The organism is Streptomyces asoensis, from assembly GCF_016860545.1.
Taxonomy (GTDB): domain Bacteria; phylum Actinomycetota; class Actinomycetes; order Streptomycetales; family Streptomycetaceae; genus Streptomyces; species Streptomyces asoensis.
Genome location: NZ_BNEB01000005.1, coordinates 558,596 through 583,193, shown reverse-complemented (window position 1 = coordinate 583,193; position 24,598 = coordinate 558,596). Strand labels below are relative to the sequence as shown.

Genomic DNA, 24,598 nt, shown 5'->3' with positions numbered 1-24,598 from the left:
CCTGGGGTGTCGAACGCGAGACTCGACCCGGGGCGACCGGCAGGTGGTTCCGGGCCCGGGCGCGCCGGGTGCGGGGCGGATCTTCCGCGCCGGTCTCGGAGCGTCGACATCCCGGACGCTCGCCGGGTGACCGGCGGCGCGCGGTCCGGCCGACGGGCCCTCCTCGACGCCGCGGGTAACGGATAGGCCCCAAATGCCGCCGTACCGCAGGTACTTCGCAGGGCTGACGCGGCTCACAGCAGACCTTCAGGCGATTCCTGCTTCTTTCATTGACAGCGGAAAATAAGAGCCCTAGGTTCCGGGCATGGCCTCGTCCTCCGCCCCGTCCTCCGCCGCGTCCACCGCCGAGACGTTCCCCGCCGGAACCCCCGCCGCCGCCCAGATCTTCACCACCGTCCTGTCCCAAGGGCCGCTCACCCGGCTCGAACTGGCCCGCCGGGCCGGCCTGTCGGCGGCGGCCGTCACCAAGGCGGTCCGGCCCCTCATCGAGGCGGGATACCTGGTCGAGGACGCCGACACGGAGGCCCGCCCGGCGCTCGGACGGCCCGCGAACCTGGTCCGGGTCGACGGCGGCCGCGCGCTGTTCCTCGGGCTCAAGCTCACCGGCGACCAGGTCTTCGGTGTCCTCACGGACCTCCGCTGCCGGACCCTGCTCGCGCGGCACGCACCGCTGTCCGACCGCGTTCCCAAGGCGGTCCTGGCCTCGACCGCCGAAATGGTGCGGGAGTTGCTCACCGAGGCGGACGGGTACGGCGTGCGCGTGGTGGGCCTGGGGATCGCCGTCTCCGGGGACGTGGACCGCGCCGAGGGCGTCGTGCGCTACTCACCGTTCCTGGAGTGGCGCGAGGTCCCGCTCGCCGAACTGGCCACCGCCGTCACGGGTCTGCCCGCCACCGTCGACAACGACGTACGCGCCCTCACCGTCGCCGAGCAGTGGTTCGGCGCCGGAGTGGGCCTGTCGGACTTCGCCGTCGTGACCGTCGGCGCCGGTGTGGGCTGCGGCCTCGTGGTGCACGGCGAGGTGGTCGCCGGAGCGCACGGCGTGGCCGGCGAGATCGGTCACGTCACCGTCGACCCGAACGGTCCGCCCTGTCACTGCGGCAACCGGGGCTGCGTCGAGGCGATCGCCGCCGACCCGGCGATCCTCGCCCGGATCCGGGAAGCCGGCGGCGCGGAGGCGGACAGCATCGACGAGGCCGTCGCACTCGCCCGCGCCGGCGACGCCCACGCCCGCGAGGCGTACTCCCGGGCGGGGGAGGCGATCGGCCGCGGCATCGCCACCGTGGCGAATCTGCTCGGCCCCGAACGCGTCGTCATCTCCGGTGAGGGCCTTGCCGCGTACGACCTGTTCGCCGACCAGATCCGCAGCGCCTTCGCCGCCGCCGCGTTCGGCTCCGCCGCGCGGTGCGAACTCGAGACCCGCCCTCTGCCCTTCGAGGAGTGGGCGCGCGGCGCGGCGGCCACCGCGATCCAGTCCTTCATCACCGAGCCGAACCGACCGTAGGCACCGCCTCCGGACGAACCACCCCTGAACGCCCCCCCCGTACCTCCAAAACCTCCCACCCCTCCTACCCCACCCCAGGAGGTCAGACCCATGCGGTCATCCTCGTACCCCGCCATGCCCGCGCGCGCCGGGCGTGCCGTCGTCGTCCTGGCACTCGCCCTGGGCGCCGCCGGCGTGACTCCGACCGTCACCCCCACCGCCCGGGCCGCGGCCGCCCGCCCGGAGGCCGCCGGAATCACCGCTGCGGCTCCCGCGTCCGCTCCGGCCGCCAAGCCGTTCATGGGCTGGTCGAGTTGGAGCATGCAGTCCTCCAAGTACCCCGGCCTCAACCCGGACGGCGACTACAGCTACCTCACCGAGGCCAACGTCCTGAAGCAGACCGACGCCCTGGCCGCGAAGCTGAAGAAGTACGGCTACGAATACATCAACATCGACGCCGGGTGGTGGCGGGACAAGGCCTGGACACCGCGGTTCGACCGGTACGCACGGCAGGCGGCCGACCCGCAGCGCTTCCCCCGGGGCATGAAGGCCGTCTCCGACCACATCCACGGGAAGGGGCTCAAGGCCGGGATCTACCTGCCGGTCGGCCTCGAGAAGGAGGCGTACGCCGACGGCAGAGCGCCGGTCTGGAACGCCGACGGCTGTACCACCGCCGACCTCGTGTACGGCGATCTGCGCACCACCAACGGCTGGGACAGCGCTTACAAGATCGACTTCTCTGATCCGTGCGCCCAGAAGTACATCGACTCCCAGGCCCGTATGTTCGCCGACTGGGGCTACGACTTCCTGAAGCTGGACGGCGTCGGACCTGGTTCCTCCAAGAGCGGCGACAACTACGACAACGTTGCCGACGTCGCCGCCTGGCGGAAGGCGATCGCCGCCACCGGACGTCCTATCCACCTGGAGGTGTCCTGGTCCCTCGACATCGGGCACGCCGCCGACTGGAAGAAGTACTCCGACGGCTGGCGCATCGACACCGACGTCGAGTGCTACTGCAACACCCTGGTCTCCTGGGAGAACTCCGTCGACGACCGCTTCGACGACACCCCGGCCTGGACCCGGCACGCCGGCCCCGGCGGCTGGAACGACCTGGACTCCCTCGACGTCGGCAACGGCGCGATGGACGGCCTCACCAAGGCCGAGCGGCAGACCTACGCCACCCTGTGGGCCATCGCCAAGTCGCCGCTCTACACCGGCGACGACCTGACCCGCCTGGACTCCTACGGGCTGTCGCTGCTGACCAACCGCGAGGTCATCGCCGTCAACCAGGGCGACGCGCCGCCCGCGCACCCCGTCACCGCCTCCGACCCGCAGCGGGTGTGGGCGGCGAAGAACCCCGACGGCACCTACACCGTCGCCCTGTTCAACCTGGCCGACGCCCCCGCCTCCGTGAGCGCCGACTGGGCGACCCTCGGCTTCACCGGCAAGGCGGCCGTCCGTGACCTGTGGAACCACGAGAACCTCGGCACCCATCGCAACAGGATCACCGAGGCGCTGCCCGCCCACGGCTCCCGCCTGTTCACCGTCACCCCGCACGGCCGCACCCTGGAGCGGACCGCCCACGAGGCCGAGGCCCAGGACAACGAGCTCGCCGGGAACGCGTCCGTCGCCGACTGCCCGGCCTGCTCCGGCGGCCGCAAGGTCGGCAACCTCTACCTCGGCGGCAGGCTGACCTTCACCGATGTCGTCGTCGAGCGGGCCGGCACCTACCAGATCGAGGTCGCCTACATCAGCGGCGACGCACGCTCCGCCGATGTCGTCGCCAACGGCGGCGGCGCCACCCGCCACACGTTCCCCGCCACCGGCGACTGGGGGACCGTCGGACGCGTCCACGTACCGGTGACGCTGAAGGCGGGCGTCAACACCGTGACCTTCGACAGCGGTTCGGGCTACGCGCCGGACATCGACCGGATCGACGTACCGAAGACCTCCTGACGACATTCGGGGGCCCGCGTCGCGACCGGCCCCCGGCACCTCGGACCTCCGGAGCCGCCATGCACCCCCACCCGGCCGATCCCGGCAGACGCACGCTCCTCGCCGGTCTCACCGCCGCCGCCCTCGCGGGCCTGCCCGCCTTCACCGCCTCCGCCGCACCGGCGCGACCGGCCGCCGTGCCGCGAACCGCCGACACCTCGCGCCACCTGCTGTGGTGGCGGGCCCCGGCCGACGACCACTCCATGATCGAACAGGGGCTGCCCGTCGGCAACGGCCGCCTCGGCGCCCTCGCGGGCAACGACCCGGGCCGCGAACTCCTGCTCATCACCGACGCCACCCTGTGGACCGGCGGGCTCAACGACACGCTCGACGCCGACGGCCAGTTCCCCTACGGACGCGACGACTTCGGTTCGTTCACCCTGCTGGCCCGGCTCACCGTGGACATCCCCGACCACGACCTGTCCGCCGTCCACGGATACCGGCGCACCCTCGACCTCTCCCAGGCCCTGGTCACGACCACCTACGTGCGGTCCGCAGTGACGTACCGGCGGCAGATCTTCGCGAGCCGGCCCGACGACGTGATCGTCATGCACTTCACCCAGAGCGGGGGCGGCGCGTACACCGGGTCGGTGACCCTGGAGGGCACCCACGGCGAGAAGGGCGGGACCGCGGAGTCCTTCGTCGGCTCCTTCCCCGGCGGTTTGCGCTACGCGGCTGCCGTCGGGGCGCACGGCAGCGGCGGCCGGGTCAGGGTCCGCGGCGCGCGGATCGACTTCTCCGGCTGCACCGACCTCACCGTGGTCGTCAGCGGCGGCACCGACTACGCGCCGGACCCCCGGACGCAATACCGCGACCCCTCCGTGGACCCCGGGAAACTCGCCCGCGCCAAGGTCCGCGCGGCCGCCGCCCACCCGGTCGCCACCCTGTTGCGCACCCATGTCGCCGACTACCGTGCCCTCTACGGTCGACTGGACCTCTCCCTCGGCACGTCGACCGCCGGGCAGCGCTCCCTGGACACCTGGGAGAGGCTCGCCGCCCGCGCCCGCGACCGGACACCCGATCCCGAACTCGAAGCCTCCTACCTCCAGTTCGGCCGCTACCTGATGATCTCGGGATCCCGCGGCAGCCTCCCCCTGAACCTCCAGGGTCTGTGGCTCGACGGCAACGACCCGGACTGGATGGGCGACTACCACACCGACATCAACCTCCAGATGAACTACTGGATGGCCGACCGCGCCGGTCTGTCCCCGTGCTTCGACGCCCTCACCGACTACTGCCTGGCGCAGCTGCCCTCCTGGACCGCCCTCACTCGCGCGCTGTTCGACGACCCGCGCAACCGCTACCGCAACTCGACCGGCAGGAACGCCGGCTGGACCGTCGCCGTCTCCACCAACCCGCACGGCGGCATGGGCTGGTGGTGGCATCCCGCGGGCAACGCCTGGCTGGCCAACACCCTCTTCGAACACTACGAGTTCACCGGGTCCCGCGCCCATCTGGCCAGGATCTACCCGCTGCTGAAGGGCGCCTGCGAGTTCTGGGAGGCAAGACTGCTGCCCATGACGCCTCCCGGGGAGACCCGCGAGGTCCTCGTCGCCGACAGCGACTGGTCCCCCGAGCACGGTCCGCTCGACGCCCGGGGCATCACCTACGCCCAGGAACTGGTGTGGGAGCTGTTCGGCCACTACCGCACGGCCGCGAAGGAACTGGGCAGGGACGCCGGGTACGCCGACACCGTGGCCGCCCTGCGCGACCGCCTGTACCTGCCGCGGGTGAGCCCGAAGACCGGCTGGCTCGAGGAGTGGATGTCGCCCGACAACCTGGGCGAGACCACCCACCGGCACCTCTCCCCGCTCGTCGGCCTGTTCCCCGGCGACCGTATCCGTCCGGACGGCTCCACCCCGAAGGAGACCGTCGACGGCGCCACCGCCCTGCTCACCGCGCGCGGCATGGACAGCTTCGGCTGGGCGAACGCCTGGCGCGCCCTGTGCTGGGCCCGGCTGAAGCACGCGGAGAAGGCGTACGAGCTGGTCACGGCCAACCTGCGCCCGTCGACCGGCGGCGGCAACGGTACCGCCTTCAACCTGTTCGACATCTACCAGGTCGAACCCGGGCGCGGCATCTTCCAGATCGACGCCAACTTCGGCACCCCGGCGGCGATGACGGAGATGCTCCTGTACTCCCGCCCCGGCCGGCTCGAACTCCTGCCCGCCCTTCCCGGCGCCTGGGCCGCCGCCGGACACGTCAGCGGTCTGCCCGCGCGCGGCGGGTTCACCGTCGACCTGCGCTGGCGCGACGGCACGCCCACCTCGGTACGGTTGCGCAGCACCGGCGGCGGCACCACGACGGTGGCCCACGGCGGCACGTCCCGGACGGTGACGGTGCCGCCGGGCGGGTCCGTCACGCTGAAGGAATTCGGCCGATGACGCCCCGCCGTCCGCCCGCCCGTGTGCTCGTCGCCGTCCCGCTCGCCGTCCTGCTCGCCTTCGTGGTGCCGCGGCCCTCACCGGCGGCCGCCCGTGCGGCGGACTCCCGGCACGACGTCGTCACCTGGGCGGCCTCCGCCGACCGCCTCGGTGACGGGGTCGCGGACCGCGCCTACCGGCTCGTCGTGCGCACCAGCGTCGGCGGCGACGACCTCAGGATCCGGCTCACGAACGCCTTCGGCGACCGGCCGGTCACCTTCGACAGCGTCCGGGCGGGCATCCGGCGGCAGGGCGCGGCCCTGGTGCCCGGCAGCAACCGACGGCTCCTTTTCGGCGGCTCGCCCGCCGTGACCGTACCCGCCGGCACCACCGTGACCAGCGACGCGCTGCCCGGCCGGCTGCCCGCCGCCACCGACCTCGTGGTCAGCCTGCACTCACCGGACGCGGCCGGCCCGGCGAGCGGACACGGCATGGCCATGCAGACCTCGTACCTCGCCCAGGGCGACCACACCGCCGAGGAGGGCGCCGACGCGTGGAGCGCGACGACCGGCTCCTGGTTCTACCTCGACTCCGTCTCCGTCCGCGCGGACGCGTCGACGGGGGCCGTGGCCGCGCTCGGCGACTCCATCACGGACGGCTGGCAGTCCACCTCCGGCCTCGACCGGCGCTGGCCCGACTATCTGGCGCGCCGGCTGCGCCGGGCGGACACCGCGGTCCAGGGCGTCGCCAACGAGGGGATCTCCGGCAACAAGGTCCTGGCGGACGGAGCGGGACAGAGCGCACTGAACCGCCTCGAGCGGGACGTGCTGACACAGCCCGGCGTGCGTACGGTGTTCCTCTTCGAGGGGGTGAACGACATCAAGGCCCACAGCCGGGTCACCGCGCAGGACATGATCGCCGGGTACCGGGAGATCCTGCGCCGCGCCCATGCGGCGGGCCGGTGCGTCGTCGGGGCCACCGTTGCCCCGTTCAAGGGCTGGTCCGAGTGGGATCCGGCCGCCGAGTCCGTGCGCCAGGACGTCAACGCGTTCATCAGGGACAGCGGGGAGTTCGACGCCGTCACCGACTTCGACCGTGTCCTGCGCAGCCCCTACGACCACGAGCGGATCCTGCCCTTCTTCGACGGCGGCGACCATCTGCACCCCGATGACAAGGGCATGCAGGCCATGGCCGACGCGGTGGACCTCGAGGCCCTCGACTGCGCCTGACCGGGCGGGGAGAGGAGTGGGGAGACGACGGCCCGGCGGGGTACCCGGGCGCTCACGGACACGGAAGGAGCGCCCATGACCCGACGACAGACGGCACGGCTGCGCGAGACGGCGGCCGAGGTGTTCGGCTGGGACACCCTGCTGCCCGAACAGCTCACGGCGATGGAGTCCGTGCTGCGGGGCCGGGACACCCTCGTGGTGATGCCGACCGGATCCGGCAAGTCCGCCGTCTACCAGGTCCCCGGCGTGCTGCTGTCCGGCCCCGTCCTCGTCGTCTCGCCCCTGCTCGCCCTGCAACGCGACCAGATCGCCGGGCTGCCGCAGGGGGAGCGGGCGCCCGACGGCGTCGCCCTGAACTCCGACCTGACGGCGGCGCAGACGGAGGCGGCGTGGGAGGCCGTGGGCCGCGGCGACGTCCGCTTCGTGTACCTCTCGCCGGAGCAGCTGGCCAAGGACGAGGTCGTGGAGCGCCTCGCACAGGCCGCTCCCGCGCTCTTCGTGGTGGACGAGGCCCAGTGCGTCGCGTCCTGGGGCCATGACTTCCGTCCCGACTACCTCCGTCTCGGACGGGCGGCGCGGCGCCTGGGACGGCCACCGGTCCTCGCCCTGACCGCGACCGCGGCCCCGCCGGTGCGTCGGGAGATCGTGGAACGGCTCGGCATGCGCGATCCCGACGTGACGGTGGCCGGCTTCGACCGCCCGAACATCCGCCTGGAGGCCCGGCGCTTCCAGGAGGACGACGACCGGCGCCGCGCCGTGGTCGAGCGGGCGGCCGCGGAACCCAAGCCGGGCATCGTCTACGCCGCCACCCGCAAGGACACCGAGTTCTACGCCGGGGAACTCGCCTCCCTGGGACTGGCCGCCGAGGCCTACCACGCCGGACTGCGCGCCTCGGAGCGCGCCAGGATCCACGACGCCTTCCTCTCGGGCGAGGCCGACGTCGTCGTGGCCACCTCGGCGTTCGGCATGGGCATCGACAAGGAGGACGTGCGTTTCGTGCTGCACGCCGCCCTGCCGGGCTCGCTGGACGCCTACTACCAGGAGATCGGCCGCGGCGGCAGGGACGGCAAGCCGGCTCTCGCCGTGCTGCACCACCGGCCGCAGGACACCGGCATACAGACGTGGTTCGCCGGCCGGACACCCGGTCACGACGTCCTGGCCGAGGTCGCCGGCGCCATCCACGCGCACCGCGACGACCCCGCCGACCTGGACGCCCTGCGTGAGCTGACCGGGCTGTCGCGCAACCGGGTCACCGCCGCCGTCAACCTCCTCGAAGAGGCCGGCGCCGTCGTCGCGGGGGAGCGGGGCGGGCTGCGGCCCGTTCCCGGCACCGGACCCGCCGTCGCGGCGGACCGCGCCGTCGAGGCCGCCGAGGCACACCGCCGAACCGACCGCTCCCGCGTGGACATGGTCCGCGCCTACGCCGAGACGACGGCCTGCCGCAGACGCTTCCTGCTCGGCTACTTCGGGGAGGAGTACCGGCCGCCGTGCGAGGGCTGCGACGTGTGCGAGTCGGCCGACGGGGACGCTCCCGAGGAGCGGCGCCCGGCCCACCCGGCGGCCTCCGACTACCCGGTCGGCACCCAGGTCCGGCACGGCGAGTGGCTCGACGGGACCGTGCTGAGCGTGGACGGGGACCGGATCACCGTGCTGTTCGACCAGGCGGGTTACCGCACGCTGTCCCTCGACGCGCTGGCCGGACAGGACGGTCTGCTCGAAGCGCTGGAACCGCCGCACGACCCCTCGACGCCGCCCTGACGGTCCGGCGCACGGACCGGGTCCCGCACGCCGGCCCGCGGAAAGGGTGTCCGGGACTCAGTCCGTGCGCCGGATGCTCCGGTCGGCCGCCGGTGTGTCCCGGTCGGAGGGGGGCCAGACGTACGGCAGGTCGTCCGGCACGCCGGGGAAGAGGGCCGTGTAGAAATCGGGGTCCTTGCGCAGCAGCGCCGACCGGTGGCTGCGGTGGAACGCGGGGTCGCCCAGCCAGGGCGGCAGTTCCCCCGCCTCGGCGAGCCGCTCCTGCGTGCGCACGCCGGCGGCCTGCCCGGTGAAGCCGGTCGTCAGCGAGGCGGCACAGGTGTCCGCCCGGCCGGTCGCCGTCCACACACCGCAGATCTCCAGGCCGTAGCGCACCAGCGCCTCCTCGTACCCGGTCCACATGCGCACCGCCGGATGGTGGCGCCATCCGTAGCCGGCGACCGTCAGGCCCCGCAGCACCTGGAGTGCCTCGACCCGTTGTTTGCCCAGTCGGCGAGGGTCCAGTGCGGCGGCCGACTCGGTGAAGTCCGGATACGGCAGGAAGGTCTGCATGGTCGGCCCCCGGAGGGCGGAAGGGGTGGTGCGGTGCGCGCCGGACACCGTTGGGCCGGTGTCCGGCGCGCACCGCCGGTCCGGGCGGTTCAGGCCGCGGTGAAGCGGTCCCACACCCGGTGCGTGCCCAGCAGGGGCACCAGTTGCTCCAGGGTGGCCGTGCCGCTGTCGCCGACGACGACACCGGCGGCCGCCGTGGGCACACCGGCCCCTTCGAGGACGGCCTCGCCGCCCGCCCAGGCGCCCACGGCCTTGCCGTGCCGGAACGCCTCGGACAGCAGCAGCGTGACACGGGGGTCGCCGGTGAGCTGGTGCCCGGCGGCGGGGAACGCCTTGGCGTCCCGGGCGCCGTACGCGTCGCCGCCCACCCCGGGCAGTCCGGCGAGCAGCAGCGCGTCGAACTCGACGGAACGCGCGGTGGCGTAGGTCCGCTGTACCGTCACCGCCCCGTCCCCGGAGCCGAGGACGCCACCTGAGGGGGCGACGACCAGCGGCACCATCCCGGCCTCCAGGACCGCCTCGCGCACGGCGCGGACGCCGTCCAGATCGCCGTCCGGGCCCACGACGATGCCGATGACGCGTCCGTCCGTCGGCCAGGTGCGGCCGATTTGCGACAGGGCGGGACTGGGCTCGACGTCGGCCAGGGGGACGGTCGGTGCGGGCGCGGGCAGTCCGAGGCCGGTCGCCACCTCGCCGCACAGTTCCGGGTCGATGTTCGCCAGCACCTGCAACGCCCGCTCCTTGACGGCCTGTTCGTAGCATTTGCCGAGTTCGAAGCTGTAGGCGCCGATGATGTGCTCGCGCTCCACCGGGGACATGCTGAGCCAGAACCGGCGGGCCTGGCCGAAGTGGTCGGCGAACGACTCGGGCGCCTCCCGCACCTTGCTGCTCTCCGGCACCCGCACCGGCGCCTCGACGAACGCGCCGTTGTCCGTGCCCGCGGTGAACGGGCAGCCGCCGTCCAGGGAGTTGGGCCGGTAGGGGGCGACGCCCCGGTGGACGGCCGTCTGGTGGAGGCCGTCCCGCAGCATGTCGTTGACCGGGGCGTGCGGGCGGTTGATGGGCAGCTGCGGGAAGTTGGGGCCGCCGAGCCGGGTGATCTGGGTGTCGAGGTAGGAGAACAGCCGCCCCGCGAGCAGCGGGTCGTCGGTGACGTCGACGCCCGGGACGAGGTGGCCCACGTGGAAGGCGACCTGCTCGGTCTCGGCGAAGAAGTTCGACGGGTTGCGGTTCAGGGTGAGCAGCCCGACGGGCTGCACGGGCGCCAGCTCCTCGGGCACGAGGTTGGTCGGGTCGAGCAGATCGATGCCCTCGAACATCTGGTCCGGGGTGTCGGGGAACGTCTGGATGCCCAGCTCCCACTGCGGGTACGCGCCCGCCTCGATGGCGTCCGCGAGGTCGCGGCGGTGGAAGTCGGGGTCCACGCCGTTGATGATCTGCGCCTCCTCCCAGACCAGCGAGTGCACGCCCAGCTTCGGCTTCCAGTGGAACTTCACCAGGGTGGTCCCGCCCGCGGCGTCGACCAGCCGGAACGTGTGGACGCCGAAGCCCTCCATGGTCCGGTACGAGCGCGGGATGCCCCGGTCGGACATGTTCCACAGGGTGTGGTGGGTCGCCTCGGTGTGCAGGGTGACGAAGTCCCAGAAGCTGTCGTGCGCGCTCTGCGCCTGCGGGATCTCCCGGTCGGGATGCGGCTTGCCCGCGTGGATGACGTCGGGGAACTTGATGGCGTCCTGGATGAAGAAGACGGGCATGTTGTTCCCCACCAGGTCGAAGACGCCCTCGCTGGTGTAGAACTTCGTCGCGAATCCGCGGGTGTCGCGCACGGTGTCGGAGGACCCCCGCGAGCCGAGCACCGTGGAGAAGCGCACGAACACCGGAGTCTCCTCGTCCTCGGACAGGAAGGCCGCCTTCGTCACCGTGGACGCCGTGCCGTAGCTCTGGAACACACCGTGCGCGGCCGCGCCCCGGGCGTGGACCACGCGCTCCGGGATGCGCTCGTGGTCGAAGTGCATGACCTTCTCGCGCAGATGGTGGTCCTGGAGCAGCACCGGCCCCCGGGGCCCCGCCTTGAGCGAGTGGTCGGTGTCCGGGAGCCGGGTGCCCTGGGCCGTCGTCAGCCAGGCGCCGGACTGGGCCGCACGCGCCTGGTCGGCGCCGGTCGGCTGCCCGGTCGGCGACACGGTGTCGGGGCCGCTCTGGTCCGGCTTCGGCGGCAGCGGCTCGCGCGGCTCGGTCGGTTCCGCGAGGGACGGGGACTCGGGGCCCGGCTTGCCCGGGATCCCTTCCTCCGGTGCCGCGTCGCCGCCCTGGAGGCTGTCGCTGATCTTCTGGGCCGCCCGCTTGAGGGGGTTGCTTTCGCTCATGGGATGACAGTCCTCCGATTTACACAGAAAATGGTCGAAAAGCCATTGGGTGCGCCACGCTCTCACGACCTGGAGGGCCGTGCGCCGGGCACGCGCCGACGGGGTGAACCCGTGGCGGCACTTCGCTCGACCACCGGGGTTTCCGTGACGGGCCGGGTCAAACGGCTTTCCGGCAGCTCCTCGGCCGGTGCGGCGGTGCCGCCCCGGTGCGGCCGGCCGATGCCGCGGACCGTCGGCGGGCCCGGGTGTCGGAGCCCTGGGGACGGGCACCGGGAGGGAACCCAGCAGTCGCGAGCGATGCATTCCTAGGAGGCGCGGAACCCATGGACCGTGACGAGGCCGAGACCCGGCTGCTCGACGGGCTGACGGTGGACGACCGCAGGCCCGAGCAGCCGGTACTGCTCGACGGCGCCCGGCGGCCGATCACGACGTGGCGGGAGAACTACCCCTACGACCGCAAGGTGAGCCGCAGGGAGTACGACCGCACCAAACGCGTCCTCCAGATCGAACTGCTCAAGCTCCAGCGCTGGGTCGCCGACACCGGCTCGCGCCTCGTGGTGATCTGCGAGGGCCGCGACGCGGCGGGCAAGGGCGGCACCATCCAGCGGTTCACCGAACGCCTGAACCCCCGGGGCGCCAAGATCGTGGCCCTCGGCAAGCCCACGGACCGGGAGAAGGGCCAGTGGTACTTCCAGCGGTACGTCGACCATCTCCCGGCGCCGGGGGAGATCGTCTTCTTCGACCGCTCCTGGTACAACCGGGCCGGAGTCGAGCGCGTGATGGGCTTCTGCACCCCGCGCCAGTACGAGCTGTTCCTCAAGCAGTGCCCGCTCTTCGAGGAGATGCTGGTCGAGGACGGCGTCATCCTGGTGAAGTTCTGGTTCTCGGTGTCCCGCGCCGAGCAGCGGACACGGTTCGCGATCCGTCAGGTGGACCCCGTGCGCCAGTGGAAGCTCTCACCCACCGACCTCGACTCCCTCGACCGCTGGGACGACTACACGACCGCCAAGGTCGAGATGTTCCGCTCCACCGACACCGCGCACGCCCCCTGGACGGTGGTCAAGACCAACGACAAGCGGCGGGGCCGGCTGGAGGCCATGCGCAGCCTGCTCCACCGCGTCGAATACGAGGCCAAGGACGCCGAAGCCGTCGGCAGTCCCGACCCCCTGGTCGTCGGCGCCGCCGCCACCCTGCTGGAGCCCGGCGAGGAGGACACGGTCCTGTCGCCCACCCCGCTGGCCCACCGGGCCGAGGGCCCCGGCAAGCATCCCGAACCGCCGCTCTGACACGGGGTGGCTCCGCCGGTCCGACACCGGGCGCGGGGCCGCCCCCTGGACCGCCCTCCCAGGGCCGCCCCCTGGCGCGACCTCCCTGGACCGCCCCCGGACCCCGACGCACCGCGCCGCCCGTGCCTTCGGCGGCAGGGGCGGTCCCGGGGCGGGCGGGTCAGACGCGGCGGCGGCGCCGTCGTACGCAACCGGCGGCGGCGAGCACACCGGCGCTCGTCAGGGCGGCGCCGATGGCGACGTCCCAGCGGGTGGGTCCCGCGGTCGACGCGCCGCCGACGCCTCCGCGCACCCCGAGGCTGGGCAGGGCGGTCGGGCTGCTCGGGACCGGCGCGGGAACGCTCGTGGCCGGGGTGGTCGGCACCGGCGCGGGAATGCTGGTGGCCGGCGCGAGCGTGGCGGCCGACCTGCGGGGCAGTGCTTCGCAGGCGATCCCGTCGTCACGGCCCTGGTCCTCGTCGAGCCGGTTGGGGTCGCTGCGGTCCTGGTCGAACACCGCCTGGGCGTCCTCCTGGTAGCGGAAGTCGCGGCAGTTGAGGTCCTGCGCGTGGGCCGCCGCGATCAGCGGAGCGCATATCAGCGGAGCGAAGGTCAGCGTGGTCACGGCTATGCCCGTGACGATGGCGCGGTGTGGCATGGGCGTCTCCTCCCGGCCGGGGGCCGTCACCTCGACGCTAGGCAACGACGCACGCCGTCGCGCGAGGCGAGGGGCCATCCGGGTGGACCGGCCCGCGGCAGCCCGTCCGGCGCCGACGCGGCAAGACGTCCCCGGAGCCGACAGCAGAGGGAAGTGGAGTGCACCGTGAAGGATCTGCTGGACGGGTCCCGCAGTTTCATACTGCTGATCGCGTGTGTCCTGTACCTCCTCGTCGTCCTGCCGATCAACAAGCTGCACGAGCGGTTCGCCCCGCACCAGGACGTCCAGGCGGACAAGCGGGACTGCCCCGAGTGCCTCAGCCCGGTGCCCGCCCGGGCGCGCCGCTGCGGGTTCTGCACCAGCGAGCTCACACCGCTGCCCGCCGCCGCGGACGCGGAGCGGACGAGGGCCCAGGCCCGACGGACCGGTCGTCTTCGCCGTCCTGTGCAAGCGGGAGGTGTCACCGCCGGTCACCGGGTACCCGGACCTGCACCGAGAGGAAGGGGTGAAGGCGATGGCTGAAGCAGGACGGTACGGCATGGACGGCCCGCCCGGCGCACGGACGACCGACGGCGACGACTCCGTCGGCACGCTCGTCACGCGCGCTTCGCAGCAGCTGACCGAGCTGGTGCGCGGCGAAATGCAGCTCGCTCGGGCGGAGATGGTCGAGAAGGGCAAACGCTACGGCAAGGGCGGCGGGCTGTTCGGCGGGGCCGGACTCTTCGGCTTCCTCACCCTTCAGGCGCTGGTCGCGACCGCGATCGCGGCGCTCGCGGTGCCGCTCCCGGTGTGGGCCGCCGCGCTGATCGTCACGGGCGTGCTCGCGGTGATCACCGCGGTGCTGGCCCTGACCGGGAAGAAGCAGGTCGGCGCGGCAGCCCCACCGGTCCCCGAGCGGACCGTCGACAGCGTGAAAGCCGATGTGTCGGAGATCAAGGAGAGTGCACGACGATGACCCAGCCACCCCAGGACGAGCCCACCGCCGCCGGACCCGAAGAGCTGCGCCGGCAGGTCGAGCAGACCCGTCACGAACTCGGCGAGACCGTCGAGGCGCTGGCGGCGAAGACGGACGTCAAGGCCCGCGCGCAGGAGAAGGCGACCGCACTGAAGGAACAGGCGGGCACCACGGCGGCGCACCTGTCCGAGCAGGCCAGGGCGAAGGCCACGGAGGCGGCCCACCTGATCGAGGAGAAGGTCCCCGCCCCGGTCAAGGAGACGGCGGCCGCGGCAGCCGTCCAGGTGAAGGCCAAGGCCGGGCAGGCCGAGCAGCTCTGGCAGGAGAAGGCACCCAGCCAGGTGCGCGACCGCCGAGGCGCCCTCATCGGCGCCGCCGCGGCGGTGGCCCTCGCCTACCTGCTGCTGCGCCGCGGCAAGAAGTAGACGCAGGCGGCACGAAGCAGACGCCGGCGGCACGGAGCAGGCGCGTCGGCGGAGGGCGCCGCCCACCCACGGGCGGCGCCCCTCGCCGACCTGCGGACCGCGTCCCCGGATGGGAGACTGCGCGGTGCCGCCCCCGGCGAGCGGCGCGGGACGCCCCCGTCGGAGTCCTCGGCGGCTTCCCCGCCCCGGGAGACCGGCCGGGTGAACGAAAGGTCACCGCTGCACCCCGTACGACGGCTGTCCGGCCGGGCGAGGTGGATTCATGATCGTGCTTGCCGTGCTCTTCGCCGTCCTCGGCGCCGTCAGCAACGCGGTGGGCACCGCGTTCCAGCGCAAGGCCGCCTCCACGGTGCCCCGGGGCGGCGGCGTACGTCTGCTGCGCGCACTCGTACGCCGGCCCGCCTGGTCGATCGGCATCGCCGGCGTGGTGGGCGCCGCGCTGTTCCAGGCCCTCGCCCTCGTCAACGGCCCCATGGCGCTGGTCCAGCCCCTGTTCATCCTCGAACTCCCCTTCGCGCTGCTCATCGCGGTGCCCCTGATGCACCGCCGGCTGTCTCGCGACGGCTGGTGGGCCGTCGGCGCGGTGGTGGCCGGGCTGGCCGTGCTCCTCGCCTCGGCGGCACCCTCCGGCTCCCGCGAACAGGCCTCCATGGCGCGCTGGATCCCGGTCCTGATCGTCACCCTGGGGGTGATGGCCGCCGCGTTCCTCCTCGCGCGCTCGTCCTCCTCGCCGCTGTTCCGGGCCGCCGCGCTCGCCTCGGCCGCGGCCGTCGGCAACGCACTGACCGCCGCCCTGCTGAAGTCGGCCACGGGACGCCTCGCCGACGCGGGACTGCCCGCCTTCCTGACCACCTGGCAGACCTACGGATTCGCCCTCACCGGCGTGCTGGCCCTGCTCCTGCTGGAGAACTCCCTCCAGGCCGGTCCCCTCGTCGCCTCGCAGCCCGCCCTGACCATCGGTGACGCGGCCGTGAGCCTCCTGCTGGGCGTCGTCCTGTTCGACGAGAGCGTCCGCACCGGCTGGTGGCTGCTCCCTGCGGCGATCGGGGCGCTGTTCATCCTGCGCGGCGTGCTGCGCCTGACCCGGGTGGTGCCCCACCTGGCCGACGTCGTGCGATGACCGGGGCCCGTCCGGATGCCACGGCGGGCCCGGGGCCCCGGGTTGTGCTGAGCTTTTGCGGACAGGAGGGGAGGGCCGGGGCGCCGCCCGCCCCGGGCCCGGTCACTGGGATCGCCCGATCACTGGGATCACTGTCGAAGGGAGTGGCGAACGATGACCGACCGCCAGGGTCCGGACGAGGAGCACCGCCGCCCCGAGGGCGTGGGCGACAAGACGGTCGAGGCGCTCGGCTCGCTGTCCAAGGCGCTGGAGACCGTCGAGCGGGCCCGCGGGCACCTCTACTCGTTCCACCAGCTCACCGGCACCGCCGACCTGGAGCTGGACCGCGCGGTGGAACTGCTGCGCGAGGCGGGTCACGCGGTCTGGGCCGAACGCGTCGAGACGGAGATCCTGGGACGCAACGTCATCCCGGGCCACTGGACCTTCCAGATCGTCGAGGCGTACGACGGCACGTACTACCGGGCCTTCCGGGAACTGGAGCAGGAGGCGGTCCGGGAGCTCGCCGACGGGCGCGGCCACCTGTACGAGGCGGAGATGAAGGAAGCCCGCCGCACCCGCGGCCACCGCGACCACACGGCACGGCCCGACAGCCCCGGCACCCGTGGGCCTGCCCGCCCCTTCGACTGACCCGTCCCGGCGCGGTCACAGCCGCAGGACGATCAGGGCGGTGTCGTCGGTGCTGCCCATGGTGGGCAGGAGGTCGCCCAGCAGCGCGTCGGCCAGCGCCTCGGGCGGCGCGTGCCGGTGGCGGGTGACGGACTCCGCCAGCCGGTCCAGGCCCGTGTAGATGTCCTCGCCGCGGCGCTCGATCAGACCGTCGGTGTACAGGACGAGGGTATCGCCCTCGGTGAACCGGGTGTGCGCCTGCGGGCGGGGGAGATGCTCGGGCCGGGCGGCCAGCGGCGGGTCGGTGGCGCGGTCCAGGAACGTGACCGTGCCGTCGGCGTGCGCCAGGACCGGCGGCGGATGCCCGGCCGAGCTGTAGGCGATGGTGCGACGGTCCCAGTCGATGAACGTCGTCACGACGGTGGTGGCCTCGGCCCCCTCCACGAAGCGGGCGTACAGGCCCAGGGCCTCCACGGCCTGCGCCGGACCGTCGGCCACCCGGCAGGCGGCGCTCAGGGCGCTGCGCAGCTGCCCCATCGCGCAGGCCGCCGCGAGTCCGTGCCCCACGACGTCGCCGACGGCGACCGCGAGGTTGTCGCCCGGCAGGTCGACGAGGTCGTACCAGTCGCCGCACACGTTCAGCGCGCCGAGGGCCGGCCGGTAGCGCACGGCCGCCGCGTGCGGTCCGGTCGGGCCGGGCGCGGGCAGCATCGCCGCCTGGAGGGCCAGCGCGACCTCGCGTTCGTGGGCGTGCGCCTGCCGGAGGCGCTCGTTGACCTCCTGGAGCTCGCGGGCCCGGGTGTACAGCTCGGCCTCCAGCACCCGGGCCCGGGCCCCGCCGTTCGTGCCGCCGCGGGCGTGGATGAGTTCGGTGACCTCCTCCACCCGGTGCACGACCAGCGCCACCTGGCCGTCGGGGTCCTGGACGGGCGCGTTCACCGGGCTCCAGTAGTGCTCGCGCCAGACGCCGGGCCGCTGGGGGTCCTCGATGTCGTAGCGCAGCAGCGCCATGGTGTCGCGCTCGCCGGTGGCCACCACCCGCAGCATCGACTCCCGCGTCTCGCGCATGCCGGCCGCGGCCGGATCGTTCGGGTTCTCGGGGAACACGTCGAAGATGTACCGGCCCAGCAACTGCTCCCGGGTCCGTCCGGCCAGCCGCAGGAAGTCGTCGTTGGCGTCGGCGTACACCAGATCGGGGGTCAGGAGTGCCACCATGCCGGGCAGGGCTCGGAAGACCGCCACATAGTCGATCCGCGGTTTTCTCATGTCCTGCCGCCTGTCCCGGTGCCGAGCGTCACTGTGCCGTTCCACGATAGAAGGGAGATCGCGGCGCGGCCCGGAAACCGGATGGCCGGAACCCACCCGTTCCCCGCCGCGCGGACGCGAGCGCGGCCGCCGCCGGTCCGCCCGGGAAACGGCCGGTACCCGGCCCCGTCCGGTGCCGGGCGGCCCCGGATGCGCGACGCCCGGGGGAGGCGGACAGTGGGACCACCGCCCCGCCCGGACGAGAGGGAGCTTCTGTGACGGGCCGTACGAACGCGACCGAGCGGCGTCCCGTGGGCCGGCCCGCCGGACGGGTGCCCGACGCCCGCCCCGCCGGAGGATCCTCGTGACCAGGCGCCGGCAGCCACCGCCCGTGCCGCCGCACGGGGTGCCGCCCGCCCTGTCGGAGGCGGACTTCCGGTCCTTCTACGACCGCCTGCGCGAGCAGGGTCCGCCCGGCCCCGGCGACCGGCCGGGGGCACTGCGCCACCTCACCCCCGAGCGGGTGGTCGCGGCCGCCGCCGGGGTCCGGGAGGGCCGCACCGTCTCGCTGGCAGCTCCCGTGCAGACGGAGAGCGCCCCCGACAACGCGCAACCCGCCTCGCACCGCATCACCGCACCCGGGCCCGGCGAGGCCGACGCCCCGGGGCTGCACTTCGCCCGCGACCGCTTCGCCATGAACGTCCACGGCGACGTCGACAGCCACCTCGACGCCCTGTGCCACGTCATGTTCGACGGGGAACTCTACGGCGGTGTCCCGGCTAACACCGTGACGCCGGACGGCGCGGGCGCCCTGACCCTGGACCTCGTCAAGGACGGCATCGTCGGACGCGGGGTCCTGCTGGACGTCCCCCGGCTGCGCGGTGTGCCGTGGCTCGAACCCGGCGACCAGGTGACCGCCGCCGACCTGGTGGCGGCCGAGACGGCCCAGCACGTCCGGGCCGGCCCCGGCGACCTGCTGTTCGTGCGGGTCGGCCACCGCCTGCGCCGCCGCAGCCTCGGCGCCTGGGACACGGCACGCGCACGGGCCGGCCTGCACCCGGCGGCGGTGGAGCTCCTCGCCGAGCGCCGGGTGGCCGTACTGGGCTCGGACGGCAACAACGACGCCGCGCCGTCCGCGGTCGCCGAAGTGCCCTTCCCCGTACACGTCCTGGCCGTGAACGCCCTGGGGATGCACCTCCTGGACTACCTGGACCTCGACCCGCTCGCGTCGGAGTGCGAGCGGCTCGGCCGCCGGCACTTCCTGTGCGTGGTCGCGCCGCTGCGCCTGCCGGCGGCCACCGGCTCCCCGGTGAATCCCATCGCCGTGCTGTGACCCGTCCCGCGGACGGTTCCAGGTGCCGCGCACGGACGGGGCGTATACGTTCGAAAAGGGGCGGAACGGATCCGGACGCGGGTCCCGGCACCAGCGGATACCGCACAGGCAAGGACGGTGGCCGCCATGAGCGACACCCCCCGGTACGACGTCGTCATCATCGGGACCGGCGCCGGAGGCGGCACGCTCGCCCACCGGCTGGCCCCCTCGGGCAAACGGATCCTCATCCTCGAACGCGGCGGCTACCTGCCACGCGAACGCGACAACTGGGACTCCACCGCCGTGTTCGTCAAGGGCAAGTACCGCGCACCGGAGTTCTGGCTCGACCGGCACGGCAAGGAGTTCCCGCCGGAGGTCAACTACTACGTCGGCGGCAACACCAAGTTCTACGGCGCCGCCCTCTTCCGGCTGCGGCCCGAGGACTTCGGGGAACTGCGCCACCACGACGGCGTCTCCCCGGCCTGGCCCATCGGCTACGACGAGTTGGAGCCCTACTACACCCAGGCCGAGCACCTCTACCGGGTGCACGGCCGGCACGGCGAGGACCCCGGCGAAGGCCCGTGCAGCGCCCAGTACGCCCATCCGCCCGTCGAACACGAGCCGCGTATCCAGCAGTTGAGCGACGATCTGGAGAAGCAGGGCCTGCACCCCTTCCACCTGCCCATCGGGGTCGACCTCACCCAGGACGCGAACGGACGGGCCACCCACGGCAGCGCCTGCATCCGCTGCGACCGCGTCGACGGCTTCCCCTGTCTGGTGCGCGCCAAGTCCGACGCGCAGGTCATCTGCGTGGAACCGGCCCTCGAGCACACCAACGTCGACATGATCACCCACGCCCGCGTGACCCGGCTGGAGACCGGCCCCACCGGACGTGACGTCACCGCGGTCGTCGTCCGGCTCCCCGACGACCAGGAGGCCCGCTTCGCCGCGGACGTCGTGGTCGTGGCCTGCGGTGCCGTCAACTCCGCGGCCCTGCTGCTCGCTTCGGCGAACGACCGGCACCCCGACGGCCTCGCCAACAGCTCCGGCTGCGTCGGCCGCCACTACATGCGGCACAACAACCTCGCGCTGATGGCCGTCTCGAAGGAGCCCAACGACACCCGGTTCCAGAAGACGCTCGCCCTGCACGACTGGTACCTGGGCGCGGACGACTGGGACTACCCCCTCGGCGGCATCCAGATGCTCGGCAAGTCGGACGCCGAGCAGATCCACGGCGAGGCACCGCGCTGGGCGGGAGCGGTGAGCCCGGACATGCCCTTCGAGGTCCTCGCCCACCACGCCGTCGACTTCTGGCTGTGCGGGGAGGACCTGCCGCGTCCCGACAACCGGGTCACCCTCGAAGGCGACGGGCGCATCCGGCTGACGCTCGACGAGGACAACAACGTCGCCGGACTCGAACGCCTGCGGTACAAGCTCCAGCACCTGCTCGGCCACCTCGGCATGCACGAGCACCGGCTGCTGTCCCACAGCATCTACCTGCACAAGGGCATGCCCATCGGCGCCACCGCGCACCAGGCCGGGACGGTCCGCTTCGGCACCGATCCGGCGAGCTCGGCCCTGGACGTCGACTGCAAGGCCCACGACCTGGACAACCTGTACGTCGTCGACACGAGCTTCTTCCCGAGCATCGGCGCGGTCAACCCGTCCCTGACGGCCATCGCGAACGCCCTCCGCGTGGGCGACCGCCTCCTGGAGCGGCTCGGCTGACCCGGCGGCCTCCCCGCCCTTCCCCCGGACGAAATCTCCAGCCGATCGGCGCAACGCGGCTCCCGCCGACGCGCCCCGGCCCGCCCCCGGTGGTTGTGTGACGCCTGAACCGGCAGGGTCAGGCAGTGGAGGAGAAGGTCGACGTGAGTGCCACCCAGGGCGTACCCCGCAATGTGATTCCCGCGCACCTGCTCAAGGGTCAGAAGGCCCTGGTCACCGGCGCGAACTCCGGGATCGGCCGGGCGACGGCCGTCGCCCTCGGAAGGGCCGGGGCCGACGTGGTCGTGAACTACGTGGCCGGGCGGGAGGAAGCCGACAAGGTGGTCGAGGAGATCACGGCGTTCGGTGTGCGGGCGGCGGCCTACGAGGCCGACGTCTCGAACGAGGACCAGGTCGTCGCCATGACGGAGCGGATGGTCGAGGAATTCGGCACCATCGACATCCTGGTCGCCAACGCCGGCATGCAGCGCGACGCCGCGTTCCCCGAGATGTCCCTCGCCCAGTGGCAGAAGGTGCTGGACGTCAACCTCACCGGGCAGTTCCTGTGCGCCCGTGAGGCGACGAAGGAGTTCCTGCGGCGGGGCGTCGTGCCGGAGGTCTCCAGCGCCGCCGGGAAGATCATCTGCATGAGCTCGGTGCACCAGATCATCCCGTGGGCCGGGCACGTCAACTACGCGGCCTCCAAAGGCGGCGTGCAGATGATGATGGAGACGCTGGCCCAGGAGCTCGCCCCGAAGAAGATCCGGGTCAACGCGATCGCGCCGGGCGCCATCAGGACGCCCATCAACCGCGACGCCTGGGACACCCCGGACGCGGAGAAGGACCTGCTGCGGCTCATCCCCTACGACCGCGTCGGCGACCCGCAGGACATCGCCCACGCGGCCGTGGGCCTGGCCTCCGACCTCATGGACTACGTCGTGGGCACGACCCTCTACGTGGACGGAGGGATGACGCTCTTCCCGGGCTTCGCCACCGGCGGCTGACGCACTCCCTCGCTCCGGCCTCCCTGGAGAGACCTATGCACACCGCTGCCCTCGTCCTGGCGGACGCCCCCGCACAGCTGCTTCCGGCCCGATCGATGATGGCCTTCACGCTCGCCTCCCACATCATCCTGGTTCCGCTGGGCGTGGCCCTGCCGCTGATCACCCTGATCATGCACGGCTACGGCCTGCGCCGCGGCGATCCGACCGCCCTGCTGCTGGCGCGCCGGTGGTCGGCCGTCATGGCGGTCCAGTTCGCCATCGGCGTCGTCACCGGCACCGTGCTCTCCTTCGAGTTCGGGTTGCTGTGGCCCGGCATGATGGGCCGGTGGGGCGACGTCTTCGGTATCGGGTTCGGTGTCGAGGCCTGGGCCTTCTTCCTGGAGGCCGTCCTCATCGCCATCTACCTGTACGGCTGGCGCAGACTGCCGGCCCGCACGCACTTCCTGCTCGGGCTGCCCCTGCCCGCCGCCGCCCTGCTCGGGGCCTTCGGCATCCTGGCCGCCAACTCCTGGATGAACACCCCCCGCGGATTCACCCTCGACCAGGCCGGCAACCCCGTCGACGTGGACATCTGGAAAGCCGTCTTCACTCCGATGTTCGGACCGCAGTACTGGCACTTCGTCGTGGCGATGCTGGTGACGGCCGGCTATGTCACGGCCGGTGTGTACGCCGTCGGCATGCTGCGCGGCCGCCGCGACCGCTACCACCGGCTCGGCTTCACCGTGCCCTTCACGCTCGCCGCGGTGTTCACGCCCGTGCAGTTCATGCTGGGCGACTCGATCGCCCGGCAGGTCTTCCAGAAGCAGCCGGTCAAGTTCGCCGCCATGGAGATCGTCTGGAAGACCGACACCCATGTCCCGGAATACCTCTTCGGGCGTCTGCATCCGGACGGCAGCATCTCCGGCGGCATCCGGATCCCGCAGCTCGACTCCGTGCTCGCGGGCTTCCACACGGACACCGAGGTGACCGGGCTGACCTCCGTCCCGGCCGGTGACCGGCCGACCCCGACCCAGGCCACCATCGCCCACTGGACCTTCGACATCATGGTCGGCATCGGATCCGGGCTCGCGCTGCTCGCCCTGTGGTACGCGCTGATCTGGCTGCGCCGCCGCAGACTGCCCCGCACCCCCTGGTTCTACCGGTGCGCCGCCGTGGCGGGCGTCGCCTCCGTCGCCGCCGTCGAATGCGGGTGGATCACCACCGAGGTCGGCCGTCAGCCGTGGATCGTGTACCAGAACATGCGGGTCGCCGAAGCGGTGACGTCGACGCGCGCCGGCAGCCTGTGGACCACGTTCGCGCTGGTCGTCGTGGTCTACGTCTTCGTGTTCGGCTCGTTCCTCGCGGTACTGCTGAGGATGCGGACCCGCTGGCGGCTCGACGACGCCGGGGGCGGCCCCCGGCCGCCGGCCCCCGAGACGGACACCCCCTACGGTCCGCGCTCCACGGTGCCCGCGGACGCGACGCCCGCCGGCGGCGGGTCCGCACCCCCGACGGGGAGCCGCCCGTGATCGCCGACGTCATGGCCGTCGTGCTGCTGCTCGCGATCGCCGCCTACGCCTGCGCGGGCGGCACCGACTACGGGGCCGGCTTCTGGGACCTGACCGCGGGCGGAGCCGAACGCGGCCGACGCCCCCGCCGGCTGATCGACCACGCGATGGCGCCGGTGTGGGAGGTCAACAACGTCTGGCTGATCTTCGTCCTGGTCATCATGTGGACGGGCTTCCCCGTCTTCTTCCAGCGGGTGTTCACGGCGATGTGGCTGCCCCTGGCGCTGGCCGCGGTCGGCACCGTCCTGCGCGGCGCCGGCTTCGCCCTGCGCAAACCGGCGCGCCGGCTGGCCGGCCGACGGCTGTACGGCGCCGTCTTCGCCGTCGCCTCCCTGCTCACGCCGTTCTTCCTCGGCGCCGCGGCCGGGGGAGTGGCCTCGGGCCGGGTCACGGCGGCCACCCGGGCCTCGACCGACGCCTGGGCCAACCCCACCTCGGTGCTGTTCGGCCTCCTCGCCGTCGCCGCCACCGCCTCCCTCGGCGCCGTCTTCCTCTCCGCGGACGCCCGCCGCTTCGCCGAGCCGCAGCTCGACGGCTACTTCCGGCGCCGCGCCCTCGGCGCCCTGGCGGCCGTAGCGGTACTCGCCGTGATCACCCTCTTCGTCACCCACGGCGACGCGCCGCACACCTGGCACGGGCTCACCCATGGCGCGGGCCTGGTCTTCGTCGTCGTCTCGGCTCTCGCCACGGCGGCCACCGTGTGGCTGCTGACCCGTCCGTCCGGCGCCTGGTCACGCGTGGCCGCGGTGGGCGTCGTCGCGTCGGCGGTGATCGCCTGGGGTCTGGCGCAGCGCCCGTATCTGGTGCCGACCTCGCTGACGGTCGCCGAGGGCGCCGGCGCGGACACCTCGCTGCGCTGGCTGGGGATCGTCACGCTCGTCGCCCTGGTCCTCGTCGTGCCCGCGGTCGCCTTCCTGTACTGGCTCGACACCCACGGCGAACTCGAGAGCCTGACCGACGCCGACCTGCGGCGCAGCGGCGCCGGTGACCAGGGCTGACCCCGTGACG

The 24,598-nt window shown here is 73.0% G+C and carries 19 protein-coding genes; 15 read left to right on the top strand and 4 right to left on the bottom strand.

All coding sequences use genetic code 11. The features are described from left to right. Nucleotides 1-304 precede the first annotated feature (304 nt). The 5 genes from Saso_RS25730 to Saso_RS25710 all read left to right on the top strand — a co-directional run bounded on the left by Saso_RS25730 (nt 305) and on the right by Saso_RS25710 (nt 8,828). Nucleotides 305-1,504, top strand: coding sequence for an ROK family transcriptional regulator (locus Saso_RS25730; RefSeq protein WP_189924939.1), 1,200 nt, complete (start codon nt 305-307; stop codon nt 1,502-1,504). A gap of 90 nt (nt 1,505-1,594) precedes the next feature. Continuing rightward, nucleotides 1,595-3,439, top strand: coding sequence for an alpha-galactosidase D (locus Saso_RS25725; RefSeq protein ID WP_189924941.1), 1,845 nt, complete (start codon nt 1,595-1,597; stop codon nt 3,437-3,439). A 59-nt stretch (nt 3,440-3,498) separates the two neighbouring features. Then, entirely contained in the window at nt 3,499-5,862 is a 2,364-nt protein-coding gene (locus Saso_RS25720; RefSeq protein WP_189924943.1) for a glycosyl hydrolase family 95 catalytic domain-containing protein, read from the top strand. Further along, nucleotides 5,859-7,070 (top strand): SGNH/GDSL hydrolase family protein, encoded by a 1,212-nt coding sequence (locus Saso_RS25715; protein WP_189924946.1) that lies wholly within the window; start codon nt 5,859-5,861, stop codon nt 7,068-7,070. The genes Saso_RS25720 and Saso_RS25715 overlap by 4 nt, the downstream gene beginning before the upstream one ends. A gap of 75 nt (nt 7,071-7,145) precedes the next feature. After that, nucleotides 7,146-8,828, top strand: coding sequence for a RecQ family ATP-dependent DNA helicase (locus Saso_RS25710; RefSeq protein WP_189924948.1), 1,683 nt, complete (start codon nt 7,146-7,148; stop codon nt 8,826-8,828). Between the two features lie 57 nt (nt 8,829-8,885). Here the strand turns inward: Saso_RS25710 and Saso_RS25705 are convergent, their stop codons facing one another. Next, nucleotides 8,886-9,380 carry an MSMEG_6728 family protein gene (locus tag Saso_RS25705; protein ID WP_189924949.1) on the bottom strand — a complete coding sequence of 165 codons (495 nt, stop codon included), beginning with the start codon at nt 9,378-9,380 and terminating at the stop codon, nt 8,886-8,888. Nucleotides 9,381-9,469: 89 nt separating this feature from the next. Beyond that, on the bottom strand, nt 9,470-11,746 hold the full coding sequence (locus tag Saso_RS25700; RefSeq protein ID WP_189924951.1) for a catalase: 2,277 nt from the start codon (nt 11,744-11,746) through the stop codon (nt 9,470-9,472). 323 nt (nt 11,747-12,069) lie between these two features. Between Saso_RS25700 and ppk2 the strand changes: the two genes are divergently transcribed. Next, on the top strand, nt 12,070-13,032 hold the full coding sequence (ppk2, locus tag Saso_RS25695; protein WP_189924953.1) for a polyphosphate kinase 2: 963 nt from the start codon (nt 12,070-12,072) through the stop codon (nt 13,030-13,032). A 160-nt stretch (nt 13,033-13,192) separates the two neighbouring features. Here the strand turns inward: ppk2 and Saso_RS25690 are convergent, their stop codons facing one another. Further along, nucleotides 13,193-13,669: an excalibur calcium-binding protein gene (locus tag Saso_RS25690; protein WP_189924955.1), complete on the bottom strand. Its 477-nt coding sequence runs from the start codon at nt 13,667-13,669 to the stop codon at nt 13,193-13,195. Nucleotides 13,670-14,207: 538 nt separating this feature from the next. Between Saso_RS25690 and Saso_RS25685 the strand changes: the two genes are divergently transcribed. The 4 genes from Saso_RS25685 to Saso_RS25670 all read left to right on the top strand — a co-directional run bounded on the left by Saso_RS25685 (nt 14,208) and on the right by Saso_RS25670 (nt 16,796). After that, on the top strand, nt 14,208-14,624 hold the full coding sequence (locus tag Saso_RS25685) for a phage holin family protein (protein ID WP_189925066.1): 417 nt from the start codon (nt 14,208-14,210) through the stop codon (nt 14,622-14,624). After that, entirely contained in the window at nt 14,621-15,049 is a 429-nt protein-coding gene (locus Saso_RS25680; RefSeq protein WP_189924957.1) for a DUF3618 domain-containing protein, read from the top strand. Before Saso_RS25685 ends, Saso_RS25680 begins: the two co-directional genes overlap by 4 nt. Before the next feature lie 262 nt (nt 15,050-15,311). Continuing rightward, a complete protein-coding gene (locus Saso_RS25675; RefSeq protein WP_189924959.1) occupies nt 15,312-16,169 on the top strand; it encodes a DMT family transporter in 858 nt (285 codons plus the stop codon). Between the two features lie 153 nt (nt 16,170-16,322). After that, on the top strand, nt 16,323-16,796 hold the full coding sequence (locus Saso_RS25670) for a hypothetical protein (protein WP_189924961.1): 474 nt from the start codon (nt 16,323-16,325) through the stop codon (nt 16,794-16,796). 15 nt (nt 16,797-16,811) lie between these two features. Here the strand turns inward: Saso_RS25670 and Saso_RS25665 are convergent, their stop codons facing one another. Continuing rightward, complete coding sequence (locus Saso_RS25665) at nt 16,812-18,041, bottom strand: PP2C family protein-serine/threonine phosphatase (RefSeq protein WP_189924963.1); 1,230 nt, start codon at nt 18,039-18,041, stop codon at nt 16,812-16,814. Between the two features lie 343 nt (nt 18,042-18,384). On the opposite strand from Saso_RS25665, the gene Saso_RS25660 reads away from it, so the two are divergent. The 5 genes from Saso_RS25660 (at nt 18,385) to Saso_RS25640 (ending at nt 24,588) form a co-directional block, all read left to right on the top strand. Continuing rightward, entirely contained in the window at nt 18,385-19,353 is a 969-nt protein-coding gene (locus tag Saso_RS25660; RefSeq protein WP_372442490.1) for a cyclase family protein, read from the top strand. Between the two features lie 126 nt (nt 19,354-19,479). Then, nucleotides 19,480-21,060 carry a GMC oxidoreductase gene (locus tag Saso_RS25655; RefSeq protein WP_189924965.1) on the top strand — a complete coding sequence of 527 codons (1,581 nt, stop codon included), beginning with the start codon at nt 19,480-19,482 and terminating at the stop codon, nt 21,058-21,060. Nucleotides 21,061-21,203: 143 nt separating this feature from the next. Next, complete coding sequence (locus Saso_RS25650) at nt 21,204-22,043, top strand: SDR family oxidoreductase (RefSeq protein WP_229901401.1); 840 nt, start codon at nt 21,204-21,206, stop codon at nt 22,041-22,043. Nucleotides 22,044-22,078: 35 nt separating this feature from the next. Continuing rightward, nucleotides 22,079-23,551 carry a cytochrome ubiquinol oxidase subunit I gene (locus tag Saso_RS25645; RefSeq protein WP_189924967.1) on the top strand — a complete coding sequence of 491 codons (1,473 nt, stop codon included), beginning with the start codon at nt 22,079-22,081 and terminating at the stop codon, nt 23,549-23,551. Beyond that, nucleotides 23,548-24,588 (top strand): cytochrome d ubiquinol oxidase subunit II, encoded by a 1,041-nt coding sequence (locus tag Saso_RS25640; protein ID WP_229901402.1) that lies wholly within the window; start codon nt 23,548-23,550, stop codon nt 24,586-24,588. Before Saso_RS25645 ends, Saso_RS25640 begins: the two co-directional genes overlap by 4 nt. Nucleotides 24,589-24,598: the final 10 nt, after the last annotated feature.

Coding starts and splice junctions, on each gene's coding strand:
- Saso_RS25725 (WP_189924941.1), top strand. CDS start 1,595: ATGCGGTCATCCTCGTACCCCGCCATGCCCGCGCGCGCCGGGCGTGCC.
- ppk2 (WP_189924953.1), top strand. CDS start 12,070: ATGGACCGTGACGAGGCCGAGACCCGGCTGCTCGACGGGCTGACGGTG.
- Saso_RS25730 (WP_189924939.1), top strand. CDS start 305: ATGGCCTCGTCCTCCGCCCCGTCCTCCGCCGCGTCCACCGCCGAGACG.
- Saso_RS25665 (WP_189924963.1), bottom strand. CDS start 18,041: ATGAGAAAACCGCGGATCGACTATGTGGCGGTCTTCCGAGCCCTGCCC.
- Saso_RS25720 (WP_189924943.1), top strand. CDS start 3,499: ATGCACCCCCACCCGGCCGATCCCGGCAGACGCACGCTCCTCGCCGGT.
- Saso_RS25670 (WP_189924961.1), top strand. CDS start 16,323: ATGACCGACCGCCAGGGTCCGGACGAGGAGCACCGCCGCCCCGAGGGC.
- Saso_RS25690 (WP_189924955.1), bottom strand. CDS start 13,669: ATGCCACACCGCGCCATCGTCACGGGCATAGCCGTGACCACGCTGACC.
- Saso_RS25705 (WP_189924949.1), bottom strand. CDS start 9,380: ATGCAGACCTTCCTGCCGTATCCGGACTTCACCGAGTCGGCCGCCGCA.
- Saso_RS25675 (WP_189924959.1), top strand. CDS start 15,312: ATGATCGTGCTTGCCGTGCTCTTCGCCGTCCTCGGCGCCGTCAGCAAC.
- Saso_RS25715 (WP_189924946.1), top strand. CDS start 5,859: ATGACGCCCCGCCGTCCGCCCGCCCGTGTGCTCGTCGCCGTCCCGCTC.
- Saso_RS25655 (WP_189924965.1), top strand. CDS start 19,480: ATGAGCGACACCCCCCGGTACGACGTCGTCATCATCGGGACCGGCGCC.
- Saso_RS25700 (WP_189924951.1), bottom strand. CDS start 11,746: ATGAGCGAAAGCAACCCCCTCAAGCGGGCGGCCCAGAAGATCAGCGAC.
- Saso_RS25710 (WP_189924948.1), top strand. CDS start 7,146: ATGACCCGACGACAGACGGCACGGCTGCGCGAGACGGCGGCCGAGGTG.
- Saso_RS25685 (WP_189925066.1), top strand. CDS start 14,208: ATGGACGGCCCGCCCGGCGCACGGACGACCGACGGCGACGACTCCGTC.
- Saso_RS25680 (WP_189924957.1), top strand. CDS start 14,621: ATGACCCAGCCACCCCAGGACGAGCCCACCGCCGCCGGACCCGAAGAG.
- Saso_RS25645 (WP_189924967.1), top strand. CDS start 22,079: ATGCACACCGCTGCCCTCGTCCTGGCGGACGCCCCCGCACAGCTGCTT.